Origin of the sequence: Streptomyces flavofungini, assembly GCF_030388665.1 — a bacterium.
Lineage (GTDB): Bacteria > Actinomycetota > Actinomycetes > Streptomycetales > Streptomycetaceae > Streptomyces > Streptomyces flavofungini_A.
On the sequence record NZ_CP128846.1, the window covers coordinates 1,562,221 to 1,575,789 of the forward strand.

At 73.5% G+C, this 13,569-nt stretch carries 13 protein-coding genes; 10 read left to right on the plus strand and 3 right to left on the minus strand.

Translation table 11 applies throughout. The features are described from left to right. Window positions 1–3: 3 nt before the first annotated feature. Window positions 4–1,020, minus strand: a complete 1,017-nt coding sequence (gene ligD, locus QUY26_RS06030; RefSeq protein WP_289944076.1) for a non-homologous end-joining DNA ligase — start codon at window positions 1,018–1,020, stop codon at window positions 4–6. 74 nt (window positions 1,021–1,094) lie between these two features. On the opposite strand from ligD, the gene QUY26_RS06035 reads away from it, so the two are divergent. The 3 genes from QUY26_RS06035 to QUY26_RS06045 all read left to right on the plus strand — a co-directional run bounded on the left by QUY26_RS06035 (window position 1,095) and on the right by QUY26_RS06045 (window position 5,121). Beyond that, a complete protein-coding gene (locus QUY26_RS06035; RefSeq protein WP_289944077.1) occupies window positions 1,095–2,168 on the plus strand; it encodes an ATP-dependent DNA ligase in 1,074 nt (357 codons plus the stop codon). Window positions 2,169–2,322: 154 nt separating this feature from the next. Further along, entirely contained in the window at window positions 2,323–4,137 is a 1,815-nt protein-coding gene (locus tag QUY26_RS06040) for a hydroxysqualene dehydroxylase (RefSeq protein ID WP_289944078.1), read from the plus strand. A gap of 30 nt (window positions 4,138–4,167) precedes the next feature. Next, window positions 4,168–5,121, plus strand: a complete 954-nt coding sequence (locus QUY26_RS06045; protein ID WP_289944079.1) for a DUF3048 domain-containing protein — start codon at window positions 4,168–4,170, stop codon at window positions 5,119–5,121. Here the strand turns inward: QUY26_RS06045 and QUY26_RS06050 are convergent. Next, window positions 5,108–5,572, minus strand: a complete 465-nt coding sequence (locus QUY26_RS06050; protein ID WP_289944080.1) for a MarR family winged helix-turn-helix transcriptional regulator — start codon at window positions 5,570–5,572, stop codon at window positions 5,108–5,110. The genes QUY26_RS06045 and QUY26_RS06050 overlap by 14 nt on opposite strands. Window positions 5,573–5,803: 231 nt before the next feature. Between QUY26_RS06050 and QUY26_RS06055 the strand changes: the two genes are divergently transcribed. The 7 genes from QUY26_RS06055 to QUY26_RS06085 all read left to right on the plus strand — a co-directional run bounded on the left by QUY26_RS06055 (window position 5,804) and on the right by QUY26_RS06085 (window position 12,431). Continuing rightward, on the plus strand, window positions 5,804–6,559 hold the full coding sequence (locus tag QUY26_RS06055) for a CoA transferase subunit A (protein ID WP_289944081.1): 756 nt from the start codon (window positions 5,804–5,806) through the stop codon (window positions 6,557–6,559). Then, window positions 6,559–7,302, plus strand: coding sequence for a CoA transferase subunit B (locus QUY26_RS06060; RefSeq protein WP_289944082.1), 744 nt, complete (start codon window positions 6,559–6,561; stop codon window positions 7,300–7,302). The genes QUY26_RS06055 and QUY26_RS06060 overlap by 1 nt, the downstream gene beginning before the upstream one ends. Beyond that, window positions 7,299–7,982, plus strand: a complete 684-nt coding sequence (gene pcaH, locus QUY26_RS06065; protein ID WP_289944083.1) for a protocatechuate 3,4-dioxygenase subunit beta — start codon at window positions 7,299–7,301, stop codon at window positions 7,980–7,982. The genes QUY26_RS06060 and pcaH overlap by 4 nt, the downstream gene beginning before the upstream one ends. 164 nt (window positions 7,983–8,146) lie before the next feature. Next, complete coding sequence (gene pcaG, locus QUY26_RS06070) at window positions 8,147–8,647, plus strand: protocatechuate 3,4-dioxygenase subunit alpha (RefSeq protein WP_436840490.1); 501 nt, start codon at window positions 8,147–8,149, stop codon at window positions 8,645–8,647. 80 nt (window positions 8,648–8,727) lie between these two features. After that, entirely contained in the window at window positions 8,728–10,266 is a 1,539-nt protein-coding gene (locus tag QUY26_RS06075; RefSeq protein WP_289944085.1) for a lyase family protein, read from the plus strand. Window positions 10,267–10,442: 176 nt separating this feature from the next. Next, window positions 10,443–10,808, plus strand: a complete 366-nt coding sequence (locus QUY26_RS06080) for a hypothetical protein (RefSeq protein ID WP_289944086.1) — start codon at window positions 10,443–10,445, stop codon at window positions 10,806–10,808. 120 nt (window positions 10,809–10,928) lie between these two features. After that, window positions 10,929–12,431 (plus strand): SulP family inorganic anion transporter, encoded by a 1,503-nt coding sequence (locus tag QUY26_RS06085; RefSeq protein WP_289944087.1) that lies wholly within the window; start codon window positions 10,929–10,931, stop codon window positions 12,429–12,431. A gap of 138 nt (window positions 12,432–12,569) precedes the next feature. Here QUY26_RS06085 and QUY26_RS06090 read toward each other — a convergent pair whose 3' ends face one another. Then, entirely contained in the window at window positions 12,570–13,514 is a 945-nt protein-coding gene (locus QUY26_RS06090; RefSeq protein ID WP_289944088.1) for an SDR family oxidoreductase, read from the minus strand. Between the last annotated feature and the right edge of the window lie 55 nt (window positions 13,515–13,569).

Below are 13,569 nucleotides of genomic sequence, written 5' to 3' on the forward strand. Positions count from 1 at the left end.
GCGTCAGTCGTCGTGCCGGGCGCGGCTCGGCTGGACCCGCTTCGGCTCCCCGGGCATCTTCGGGTACTCGGGCGGATACGGCATGTCGCCGAGCCCGTGGTCCCTCTCGTCGCGGTCGGCCTGTTCGAGGAGGCCCTCCAGGGAGAAGGCGTGCTCGTCCATGTCCTTGTGCACGTCGCCGACCTCGGCGAAGCGGGCCGGCATGGTGCCGATGTCGAAGTCGCGCGGCACCGCGTCGTCGATCTCCTCCCAGCGCAGCGGCGCGGAGACCGGGGCGTCGGGGCGGGCGCGCACCGAGTACGCGGAGGCGATGGTGCGGTCGCGGGCGGTCTGGTTGTAGTCGACGAAGATGCGCTCCCCGCGCTCCTCCTTCCACCACGCGGTGGTCACGGCGTCCGGGTTGCGCCGCTCCAGCTCCCGGCCGCAGGCGATGGCGGCGCGCCGCACCTCGACGAAGGTCCAGCGCGGCGCGATGGGCACGAAGACGTGGATGCCGCGCCCGCCGGACGTCTTGGGCCAGCCGCGGAGCCCGAAGTCGTCCAGGACCTCCCTGAGTCCGTGGGCGGCGCGGACGGCGTCGGCGTAGTCGGTGCCGGGCTGCGGGTCGAGGTCGATGCGCAGTTCGTCGGGGTGGTCGGGGGCGGCGCGGCGGACCGGCCACGGGTGGAAGGTGAACGTGCCGAACTGGGCCGCCCAGACGACGGCGGCGACCTCGGTCGGGCAGATCTCGTCGGCGGTGCGGCCGCTGGGGAAGGTGATGGTGCCGGTGGGGATCCAGTCGGGCAGGTTCTTGGGAGCGCGCTTCTGGTAGAAGTGCTCGCCCCCGAGGCCCTCCGGGTAGCGCTCCAGGGTGGTCGGCCGGTCGCGCAGCGCCCGCAGGATGCCGTCGCCGACGGCGATGAAGTACTCGGCGAGGTCCCGCTTGGTGAAGCCGCGCTCGGGGAACAGCACGCGGTCGGGGCTGGAGAGCCGTACCTGCCGCCCTCCAGCCGTCAGCTCCACCGCGGCTCCTGCGCCCATGCGAGCCACGGTAGCCGTGCCCGGCAATTGCCGCATACCGGGCGATATCTTTCGTATCGCCGCAGAATTGGACCATGGATCTGCCGGTGATGCCGCCCGTGAAGCCCATGCTCGCCAAGTCCGTGGCCCGGATTCCGCCCGGCATGCAGTACGAGGCGAAGTGGGACGGCTTCCGCGCGATCGCCTTCCGGGACGGCCCCGAGATCGAGATCGGCAGCCGCGGCACGAAGTCCCTGACGCGGTACTTTCCCGAGCTGGTCGAGGCGCTGCGGGAGCGGCTGCCCGAGCGGTGCGTGGTCGACGGCGAGATCGTCATCGCGCGCGGGGGGCGGCTCGAATTCGACGCCCTCACCGAGCGCATCCATCCGGCGGACTCCCGGGTACGGCTGCTCGCCGAGCGCACGCCCGCGTCGTTCGTGGCCTTCGACCTGCTGGCCCTCTTCGACGAGTCCCTGCTCGACGTCTCCCTCAGCGACCGCCGCGCGCTCCTCGCCAGGGCTCTTGAGGGAGTGAGCGCGCCCGTGCATCTGGCTCCCGCCACGCTCGACCGGGAGGTGGCCGAGCGGTGGTTCGAGGAGTTCGAGGGCGCCGGGCTCGACGGGGTCGTCGCCAAGCCGCTCGACCTGCGGTACCGGCCGAACGAACGCCTCATGTACAAGATCAAGCACGAGCGGACCGCGGACTGCGTCGTCGCGGGCCTCCGCCTCCACAAGAGCGGGCCCGTGGTGGGGTCGCTGCTGCTCGGTCTGTACGACGACGGGGGAACGTTGCAGCACGTCGGGGTGTGCGCCGCCTTCGCCATGAAGCGGCGGGCCGAGCTGATGGCGGAGCTGGAGCCGCTGCGGATGGAGTCCGTGGCGGGGCATCCGTGGGCGGCGTGGACCGAGGAGGCCGCCCACGAGGGGGCGCGGCTGCCCGGGGCGGTGAGTCGGTGGACCGGGAAGAAGGATCTGTCGTGGGTGCCGTTGCGGCCCGAGCGGGTGTGCGAGGTGGCCTACGACCACATGGAGAACGGGGTGCGGTTCCGGCACACCGCGCAGTTTCGGGCGTGGCGCCCTGACCGGTCCCCGGAGTCCTGCACGTACGCCCAGCTGGAGGAGCCCGCCGGGTACGACCTCACGGAGGTTCTCGGCTCGCCCCCGGCCTGAGTGCACCCCGCCCGAGCCCACCCCGCTGCCACCGTCCCCGCAGACGAAATCCCGCCAACGCCACCCCGGAAGCCCCACACCGCTTCCGGCGCCCCGCTCGCAACCGTAAGCTCCGCCCCCGACACGTTAGTTACCGACGGTAAGGGGGACGGGTATGGGGCACACGGAGCCGCAGGCGGGCGGCCGCGGCACGAGCACCCGCAGGGACTTCGTCGCGCGGACGGCCACCGTCGGCGGCGCGGCCGCGCTGGGGGTGGGCCTCGGGGCGCTCCCCGCCCAGGCCCGCGCCGCCGGCGCGAGGCCCAAGGCCGGCCCCCGCGTCGCCGTGCTCGGCGGCGGCGTCGCCGGCCTCACCGCCGCCCACGAGCTGGTGGAGCGCGGCTTCGCCGTGACCGTGTACGAGCGCAGGGCGCTGGGCGGCAAGGCGCGCAGCATGGACGTACCGAACAGCGCGAAGGGGAACCGCAGGCCGCTCCCCGGGGAGCACGGCTTCAGGTTCATCCCGGGGATCTATCACAACCTGCCGGACACCATGCGGCGCATCCCGTTCCCGGGGAACAAGAACGGCGTCTGGGACAACCTCATCAGCCCGCCCGAGATGAGCTTCGCCCGCTCCGGCGGCCGCGAGGACATCCGGCTTCCGATCCCCCAGCACACGGGTGACCCGGCCCGGCTCGACAAGGACGACATCGCCCGCGCCCTCACCGCCCTCCTGGACACGGCCACCAGCATCCCCGGCCATGAGATCGCGTACTTCGTGAACCGCGCCCTGGTCTTCCTGACGAGCTGCGACGAGCGCCGTGACGACGACTGGGAGTCGACGCCGTGGTGGGATTTCGTGCGCGCCGAGCAGATGTCGAAGGACTACCAGCGGGTCCTCGCGATCGGTGTGACGCGCAACATCGTGGCGACGAAGGCCGAGGAGGCGAGCACCCGCACGGTCGGCACGCTCGGCGAGGCCCTCGTGTTCAATGCGCTGGGGCGGGGCGCGGACGGCCCGCCGGACCGCATCCTGAACGCGCCGACCAACGAGGCGTGGATCGACCCGTGGGTGTCGCATCTGAAGGCGCTCGGCGTGGAGTTCCGCATCGGCTGGACGGTGCGGGAGCTGGCGTACGGCGGCGGCCGGATCACGAAGACGGTGGTCGAGAACCCCGGCGGCAAGCGCGAGGACGTCGTCGCGGACCACTACGTACAGGCCATGCCGGTCGAGCACGCCCGCAGGACGTGGAGCCGTGAACTGAAGGCCGCCGACCCGCAGTTGGCTCGCTGCGACAAGCTCAAGACCGACTGGATGACGGGCATCCAGTTCTATCTGACGCGGCGGCCCGACGTCGTCGAGGGACACTTCAACTGCATCGACTCGCCGTGGTCGCTGACCGGCATCGCGCAGGCCGCGCACTGGAAGGGCCGTGACTTTCCCGCGGACTACGGCGACGGCACGGCGGTGGACTGTCTGTCGGTGGACATCTCCGAGTGGGACAAGCCGGGGATCCTCTACGGCAAGACGGCCAAGCAGTGCACGCGCGACGAGGTGGCACGCGAGGTGTGGGCACAGCTGAAGGCGTCCCTGAACGACACCGGCACACCGGCCCTGAAGGACTCCGAGCTGCACTCGTGGTTCCTGGACCCGGGCGTCGACGGCATCGGCGGCCCGAACCCGACCAACGAGGACGAGCTGCTCATCCATCCGGTGGGCACCCTGCACAACCGGCCGGCGGCCGCGACGAGGATCCCGAACCTGTTCCTCGCGGGCGACTACGTGGCCGTCGACATCGACCTGGCCACCATGGAGGGCGCCAACGCCGCGGCCCGCCAGGCCGTCAACGCGCTGCTCGACCGGGTGGGCTCGGACCACAAGCGGTGCGAGGTGACGCCGCTGTACCGGGCCCCGGAGATCGAGGGCCTCAGGCGCCACGACCGCTTCCGGTACCGGCTCGGCCTGCCCAATCTGCTCGATCTGGGCTGAGAAGGACCCGGTTCGGGGTACATCCCCGGCATGACACGGCAAGCACAGGGACGCGTGCGGGAGCGGGTACGGATGTGGCGCGCGGCGACGGCGGTGGCGGTCGTCGCCGCGCTCGCCGCGGGCTGCACGCTGGAGCGGGACGACGCGAAGCGCTCCAGCTCCGGAAACGGCGGCCGCGTGCTCGCCGTGAAGATCGACAACGTCGGTCCCGCACGCCCGCAGACGGGCCTGGACGCTGCGGACGTCGTCTACGTCGAACAGGTGGAGGCAGGTCTGAGCCGCCTGATGGCGGTGTACGCGAGCAAGCTGCCGCCCGTCGTGGGGCCGGTGCGCAGCGCCCGCGAGACGGACCTGGACCTGCTGCGCCAGTTCGACCGGCCGGCGCTCGCCTTCTCCGGCGCGCAGTCCAAGCTCCTCCCGCTGATCGACCGGGCGCCGCTACGCCCGCTGCCGCCGGGCGAGGCGCCGGACCGGGCGTACTACCGCGGTGGCGGCAGGCCCGCCCCGCACAACCTCTATCTGCGGCCCGCCGCCCTCGGCGTCAAGGCCGAGGCGCGCGGCCTTGACAGCACCGGATTCGCCTTCGGCCCCCGCCCCGCGGGCGGCACCCCGGAGACGCGGCGCACGGTCCGCTTCCCTTCGGCGCGCTTCACCTTCACCTGGGTCGAGTACGAGGGGCGCTGGCACATCGCGATGGACGGCACCCAGGCCCGTACCGCCGCGGGCGAGCCCCTGACCGCCGCGACGGTGGTGATCCAGAGCGTCGACATCCGCGACTCGCGCTTCCACGACCGCTCGGGCAACACCTCGCCGTTGACGCGCTCCATCGGGGAGGGCTCGGCCCGGGTGCTGCGCGACGGCCGCTCCTACGAGGCGCGCTGGGAGCGCCGCGCGGCGGCCGACGGGACGGAGTTCACCACGCCCGGCGGCAAGCCGCTGCCGTTCGCGAAGGGCCCGGTGTGGGTGGTGTTCACGAAGGCGTGACGGTCTCGGCCAGCGGGTCGCGCAGCCGCTCCGCCGCGTCGGCGACCCGCTGGATCAGGCCGAGGAACAGGGTCCGTTCCTCGGCGGCCAGCGGCGCGAGCATGACTTCGTTCATCCGGGCCGCGCGCACCGCGAGGCGGCGGTGGACGCGCCTGCCCTCGGCCGTGGGGCGCAGCAGGGCGCGGCGGCCGTCCTGCGGGTCGCGGACCTTGTCGAGCAGGTCCCTGCGGGTCAGCCTGCCGACGACGTCGGCGACGGTGGAGCGGTCGAGGCGGACCCGTTCGCCCACGCCACGCTGATCGAGTCCCGGCTCGGCGACCAGGGCGTTCAGGACGGCGAACTGCGGGGAGGTGATCTCCTCGGAGACCATCGCGTTCCACAGCAGGTGGTGCGCCTGCTGCAGGCGCCGGGCCAGGTGCCCCGGGTGGGTGCTCAGGTCCACCGCGGTCATGGCTGCTCCTCACGCGTGCCGGTGCGCCCGCGCCCTTCGGGGCGCGGGGATTCGTTGGTGCACTGAACGATATCCCCAAGTCGACGGGGACGAAGGCATCTTGACGGGCTTCGGGTGCCGGTGGCAGCGTGGGTCCGAGGCCCCGAGCGACAGTCAGCGTGCTCGAGCGATAGTCAGTGTGCTGATGAAATTTCGGCGAGACAGACGGCGAGAGAGACGAGGTCGGCCCGGATGGACAAGGTGGTCGCTTCGGCCGCGGACGCGGTGGCCGACGTCACGGACGGCGTGTCCTTGGCCGTCGGCGGGTTCGGACTCAGCGGCGTGCCGACGGTGCTGATCGAGGCGCTGCACGCCCGTGGCGTCACGGGTCTGCACGTCGTCTCGAACAACTGCGGGGCCCTGGACACCGGCCTCGCCGTGCTCCTCGCGGCGGGCCGCATCGCGCGCGTCACGGGCTCGTACATCGGCGCCAACAAGGAGTTCGCACGCCAGTACCTGGCCGGTGAGCTGGACGTCGAGCTGATCCCGCAGGGCACGCTCGCCGAGCGGCTGCGGGCCGGGGGTTCGGGCATCCCCGCGTTCTACACCCCGGCCGGGGTCGGCACACAGGTCGCCGACGGCGGTCTGCCGGTGCGCTACGACGGCCGGGGCGGGGTCGCGGTGGCGTCGCCGCCCAAGGAGGTCCGGGAGTTCGACGGCGTCCCGTACGTCCTGGAGCACGCCATCCGCACGGACTTCGCGCTGGTACGGGCGGCGCGGGGCGACCGGCACGGGAACCTGGTGTTCGCCAGGGCGAGCCGGAACTTCAACCCGCTCGCCGCGATGGCCGGGCGGGTCACGGTCGCGGAGGTGGAGGAGCTCGTGGAGCCCGGCGCGCTCGACCCGGACGCGGTGCACCTGCCGGGCGTGTTCGTGCGGCGGGTGGTGGAGCTGAGCGCGGCGGAGGCCGCCGCCAAGCGCGTCGAGAACCGGACGGTGAGCTCCTGATGCCCTGGACCCGCGAGCAGATGGCGGCACGCGCGGCCCGCGAGCTGCGCGACGGACAGTACGTGAACCTGGGCATCGGCCTGCCCACCCTCATCCCCAACCACCTCCCGCCCGGCGTGCGGGTGGTCCTGCACTCCGAGAACGGGATCCTCGGCGTCGGCCCCTATCCGGCGCCCGACGCCGTGGACCCCGACCTGATCAACGCGGGCAAGGAGACGGTGACCGTCCGTCCGGGGGCCGCGTACTTCGACTCCGCGCTGTCCTTCGGGATGATCCGCGGCGGCCACATCGACGTGGCGGTGCTCGGCGCGATGCAGGTGTCCGCGCGCGGGGACCTCGCCAACTGGGCCGTCCCCGGCCGGCTCGTCACCGGCATCGGCGGCGCGATGGACCTCGTGCACGGTGCCCGCACGGTCATCGTGACGACGGCCCACACCGCCAAGGACGGCTCCCCGAAGGTCGTCGAGGAGTGCGACCTGCCGCTCACCGGCCGGGCCTGCGTGCACCGGATCATCACCGACCTCGCGGTCCTCGACGTCACCGACGACGGGCTCGAACTCACCGAGTGCGCACCGGGCGTCGAGGTCGCGGAGGTCGTCGAGCGGACCGCGGCGGAGGTGCGGGTGCGGGCCTTTGGGACGCGCGCCGCCCACGACCGGCCTCCGGAGGCCCCGCAGGAGGCTCCTGACCGCGCCGATCCCGCGCGCCCCGTACACCGCTCAAGGAGGAGCACCCGACCATGACCACGGCCCCCTCTCCCCCGCCCTACCGCAGCCTCGAACTGCGCACCCCGCACGGCCCGCTCGTCCCGGTCCGCGACCCCGACGCCGTGGAGCTGACGGGCCCCGTCTTCGGCGTCACCGACGTCACGGCGCTGGACAGCGATCTGACCCGGCAGCACACGGGCGAGCCGATCGGTGAGCGGATCACCGTCACCGGGCAGGTGACGGACCGTCAAGGGCGTCCGGTCCGAAACCAGTTGGTCGAACTGTGGCAGACGAACGCGGCCGGGCGGTACGCCCACCGCCGCGACCAGCATCCGGCGCCCCTCGACCCGAACTTCACCGGCTGCGGCCGCTGCCTCACCGACGACAACGGCACGTACGCCTTCACCACGATCAGGCCCGGCGCCTACGCGTGGCGCAACCACGACAACGCCTGGCGCCCCGCGCACCTGCACTTCTCCTTCTTCGGTACGGCGTTCACGCAGCGCCTGGTGACACAGATGTACTTTCCCGGCGACCCGCTCCTCGCCCTCGACCCGGTGCTGCACTCGGTCACCGACGAGGCGGACCGGGCCCGGCTCGTGGCCGCGTACGACCACGACTTGTCGGTCCCCGAATGGTCGCTCGGGTACCGCTGGGACGTCGTCCTCGACGGCCCGTCCGCGACGGTCTTCGAGGGGGAGGGTGGGGTCCGGTGACGACAGCGGAAGGGCGCGCCCCGACGACGGCATCGACGGCATCCCCTGAGCAGGGCCCGACGACTGAGCAAGGCCCGGCGACGGCCCCGGGAGGACGCGCCACGGCGACGACGCCGCACGCTCCCACCCCCTCCCAGACCGTCGGCCCCTTCTTCGGCCACGCGCTGCCCACCACCGGCGGCCCCGACATCGCGCCCCTCGCCCACCCCGACACGATCACCCTCCACGGATACGTGTACGACGGCGCCGGGGCCCCCGTCCACGACGCCCTCCTCGAAATCTGGCAGCCCGGCCCGGACGGCTCCCGCGCGGGCGCGCCCGGCTCGCTGCGCCGCGACCCCGTGACCGGCCGCGCGGCGGGCCGCGACGGCGTCACGTTCACGGGCTTCGGCCGCGTGCCCACGGACGCGGACGGTCACTGGGCGATCCGCACGCTCCCGCCCGGCGGAGCCCCCTACCTGTCGGTCGCCCTCTTCGCCCGCGGCCTCCTGAACCACCTCCGCACGCGCGCGTACCTGCGCGACGACCCCGACGACGCCCTGCTCACGACCCTGGACGCGAGCCGCCGCGCGACACTCCTCGCCCAGGCGGGGCCGCACCGCACGTACCGGTTCGACATACGCCTCCAGGGAGACGGCGAGACGGTGTTCCTGGAGTTCGCGTGAGCGGTGAGGCGCACGAAGTGAGGGGCGCGGCGCATGACGTGAGGGGCGCGGCGCATGACGTGAGGGGCGCGGCGCATGACGTGAGGGGCGCGGCGCACGCTTCGGGGGAATGCCCCGCCCTCGACGTCGGCCTGCTGGCCCCGGGGCGCGCGGGCTCGCCCGCGGAGCGCGCCACGAGCGACCGGGCCCTTCTCCAGGCCCTGCTGGACGCGGAGGCGGCGCTGACGCGGGCGCAGGCGAGGGTGGGCACGGCTCCGGCCGAGGCGGCGGACGCGGTCACCGCGGCCGCCGACGCCGCCCGCTTCGACGCACGCGCCCTCGCGCTGCGGGCTCGGGAGGGCGGCAACCCGGTGATCCCGCTGGTCGCGGACCTGACGGCGGCGGTGCCTCCGGAAGCGGCCCCTTACGTCCACCGGGGTGCGACCAGCCAGGACATCCTGGACACGGCGGCGATGCTGGTGGCGGCGCGGACGCTGGACCTGCTCCGGGCCGATCTCGTCGTGCTGGAGGGGGAGTTGGCCCGGCTTGCCCGGGCCCACCGGGACACGGTGCTGCCGGGCCGCACGCTCACCCAGCACGCGGCGCCGACGACGTTCGGCCTGAAGGCGGCCGGGTGGCGGGCGCTGGTCCTGGACGCGCGGGACCGGGTGGTGCGGGTGCGCGGAGGGCTGCCGGTGCAGTTGGGCGGTGCGGTGGGGACGCTGGCGGTGGCGCAGGCGTACGGGACCACCGGACCCGGCAGACCGGACGGCCCCACCGGACCCGACGCACCCGACGCACCCGACGCACCCGACGCACCCGACGCACCCAACGCACCCAACGCACCCAACGCACCCAACGCACCCAACGCCCATGATCTGACGCTCCGTCTCATCAGCACCTACGCGACCGAGTTGGGCCTCGCAGAACCCGACCTGCCGTGGCACACCCTCCGTACCCCGCTGGCGGACCTCGCCGCGGCGCTCGCCGTCACCGCCGGGGCGCTCGGCAAACTCGCCGCCGACGTCCTCACGCTCTCCCGCACGGAGATCGGCGAACTCTCCGAAGGCGCGGCGGGCGGCTCGTCCGCGATGCCGCACAAGGCGAACCCGGTCCGCGCCACCCTGATCGCCGCCGCGGCCCAGCGCGCCCCCGCGCTCGCCGCCACGCTGTACGCCTCGCTGCCCGCCGCCGACGAACGCCCGCCCGGCGCCTGGCACGCCGAGTGGGAGCCCCTGCGGGACCTCCTGCGCCTGGTCGGCGGCGCGGCCCGCGACGCGGTCGACCTGTGCGCCCATCTCCAGGTCCACCCGGCCACGATGCGCGCCCACCTGGACCTCACGGCGGGCCTCCTCACCTCCGAACGCCTCGTCGTGGAACTGACCCCCCACCTGGGCCGTGCCCGCGCCACGGAACTGGTGTCCGCGGCGGCTCGAAGGGTCAAGGCGGGCGAGAGAACCCTGGCGGAGGCAGTGTCGGCAGAACTGACAGCGCTCCAGCCCCGCCTCCACCCGCCCGACGACCCCCCACCCCCCGTACCCGACCTCCCCACGCTCACCGCACTCACCGCACTCACCGACCCCACCCACTGGACCGGCTGCGCGGGAACCCTCACGGACCGCGCGCTGAAACGACGATGAGCACCACACGGACTCGGCCGGACCCCGGCATGGGTCGCACGCACCCCTCCGCCGCCCGTGACCTGCAGCGCCACGCACGTGAGAAGCAGCACACGTCACCGTCAAGTCACCGCCGTGACACATCCGTGCCTTAGATTTCGAGGTGATCGTGGAACTTCACGCACGGAGGTGAGCACGTGCCCCGACTCGGCGGACGCCCCTGGGTGTTCACCGCGCTGGCCGCCGTGCTGTTCGTCGTCCTCCAGTGCTTCGGGCCCGGCCCGGGCGGTGGCGCGTCCGTGGGGCTCGCCGTCGAGGCCAGGGAGCCCGTCGTCTCGTCGGCGTGCGACGGTCCCGCGGGAGCCCGGGCCGCGTCCGAGCACATGCGGGTCCGGGCCCGGCCGCACGCGTGCCCCGTCACCGACGGGCACGTGGCCGCCCCGGTCACGGTGGCGTCCGACGCCCCGCCCGCGCGGCCGTCGCTGCCACGCCTCGTCGCGTACGACGAGAGCAGACCCGCGGGCCGTGAGCTACCGTCCCTGCTCCAGGTCTTCCGCTGCTGATCGGTGCCACCGCACCGGCACCCGCGACCCCCACACACACGTCGCCGTGCCGGTCCGTACCGATCCCATGTCACACCGAGCACCTACACGCCCCCCGTGGCGCTCAGGAGTCATTCCCCCATGCAGCCCTTCCTCGACCGTTCCCTTCACCGTGCCCGTTCGCTGTTAAAGGTCTCCGGAGACCGGCGGCACGACCTCACCGCCTCCGTAGTGGTCTTCCTCGTCGCACTCCCCCTGTGCGTCGGTGTCGCCGTCGCGTCCGGCGTACCCGCCGAACTCGGCCTGATCACCGGCATCGTCGGCGGTATCGTCACCGGCCTGCTGCCCGGCAGCAGCCTCCAGGTCAGCGGCCCGGCAGCCGGCATGACCGTCCTCGTGTACGAAGCCGTCCAGGAGTTCGGGCTCCCCGCGCTCGGCGCGCTCGTGCTCGCCGCGGGCCTGCTCCAACTGGCCATGGGCGCGCTGCGGCTCGGCCGCTTCTTCCGCGCGATCTCCGTCGCCGTCGTCGAGGGCATGCTCGCCGGGATCGGGCTCGTCCTGATCGCCGGACAGCTCTACGCGATGGCGGACCAGAAGGCCCCCGCGAGCGGGCTCGCGAAGATCGGGGGCCTGCCCGAGCTGATCGCCGACACCTTCGGCTCCGGCCGCGCGCTGGCCGCGCTCGCCCTCGGTTCCGGCACCGTCGCGGTGCTGCTGCTGTGGCGCAGGCTGCCGGCCGTGTTCCGCACGGTCCCCGCGCCGCTCGCCGCCGTCGCCCTGGCGACGGCCGTGTCACTGCTGTTCTCGATGCCGGTCGCCACCGTCGAGGTGCAGGGCCTCGTCGAGGCCGTGCAGCCGCCCGGCAGCGGTGCCTTCGGTGAACTCCTCGGCCTCGGCGCCATCGGCACGGTCCTCGCGTTCGCACTGATCGCGTCCGCGGAGAGCCTGTTCAGCGCGGCCGCCGTGGACCGGCTGCACGACGGCCCGCGCACCGACTACGACAAGGAGCTGGTCGCCCAGGGCGCGGGCAACACGGTGTGCGGGCTCCTCGGCGCGCTCCCGATGACCGCGGTGATCGTCCGCAGCGCCGCCAACGTGCAGGCCGGTGCCCGTACGAAGGCGTCCCGCGTCCTGCACGGCGTGTGGCTGCTCCTCTTCGCCGCGCTGCTGCCCGCCGCGCTCGGCCTCATCCCCGTCGCCGCGCTCGCGGGCGTCCTCGTGCACGCGGGCTGCAAGCTGGTGCCCGCGCGGCAGTTGGCCGGGCTGTGGCGCGAGCACCGGGGCGAGGCGGTCGTGCTGGTGGTGACGGCCCTCGCGATCGTGTCGGTGAGCATGTTCGAGGGCGTGCTCATCGGTCTCGCGCTCGCGGTCGTCAAGACGGCGTGGGAGACGTCCCACGTGCACATCGAGGTCGTCGACAAGGGCGTGGGCCCCATCCGCGCCCACCTGTCGGGCAACGCCACCTTCCTGCGGCTCCCGAAGATCCTCGACGCCCTGGAGGCACTCCCCCAGGACCGCCCGATCGAGCTGGACCTGACGAACCTGCGCCATCTCGACCACGCCTGCCGCACCTCCCTGGAGAACTGGGCGCTGCGGCACAGCGCGGAGGGCACGGAACCGGTGCGGGTGGCTTCGGAGGTGTGAGATCGCTTGGGGGCGGCGTTCGTCTCCTGAGGGCGGCGTTCGTCCCCTGAGAGTTCGTCCCCTGGGGCGGCGTTCCTGGACGGGGGCGCTCCTCCTGGTCCGGGCGCCGGGCGCCCGTCCCCGGGGCCGGTGTACGGGTCACCGTGCCCCGTACACCGGCTGCGGCGTCTCGGCCCTGGAGAGCAGCTTCAGAGCCGCTTCGCCCGCCTCGGCGGCGCTCCAGCGGGCGCCTTTGTCGGCGCTCGGCCCCGGCCGCCAGCCGTCCATGACGGTGATACGGCCCGCCTCCGCCTCGAAGACGCGGCCGGTGACCCCGGAGGCGGCGTCCGAGCCGAGCCAGACGACCAGCGGGGACACGTTCTCCGGAGCCATCGCGTCGAAACCGCCGTCCACGGGGGCGGCCATCGTGTCGGCGAACGTCCGCTCGGTCATGCGGGTCCGCGCGGCGGGCGCTATGGCGTTCACGCGCACTCCGTAGGCGGCGAGTTCCGCGGCCGCGACCAGGGTGAGCCCGAGGATCCCGGCCTTGGCGGCGCTGTAGCAGCCCTGCCCGACGCTGCCCGACAGGCCCGCCCCGGAGGAGGTGTTGATGACTCCCGCGCGGGGTTCGCGCCCCGCCTTGGACTCGGCGCGCCAGTGCGCGGCCGCGTGCTTCAGGGGCAGGAAGTGTCCCTTCAGGTGGACGCGTACGACAGCGTCCCAGTCGTCCTCGTCGAGGTTCACGAGCATCCGGTCGCGCAGGAACCCCGCGTTGTTCACGAGGGTGTCCAGGCGCCCGTACGTCTCCAGGGCGGCGTCGACGAGCGAGGCCGCGCCGTCCGGCGTGGCGATGTCCCCGTAGTGCGCGACCGCCGCGCCGCCCGCCGCGCGGATCTCCTCGACGACGGCCTGCGCGGGTCCTCCGGAGGAGCCGGAGCCGTCGAGGCCCGCCCCCAGGTCGTTGACGACGACCCGCGCGCCCTCGGCGGCGTACGCACGTGCGTGCGCGCGCCCCAGGCCCCGCCCCGCGCCGGTGACGATCACGACGCGCCCCGCGCAGATGCCGGTCGTGGGTCCGGGGCCGGACCCGGTGGCAGCGTTCATGGGGAACTCCCTTTTGTTGGTGGCTCTTCGTCGTTGGCTCTTTCGTCGGCGGCGC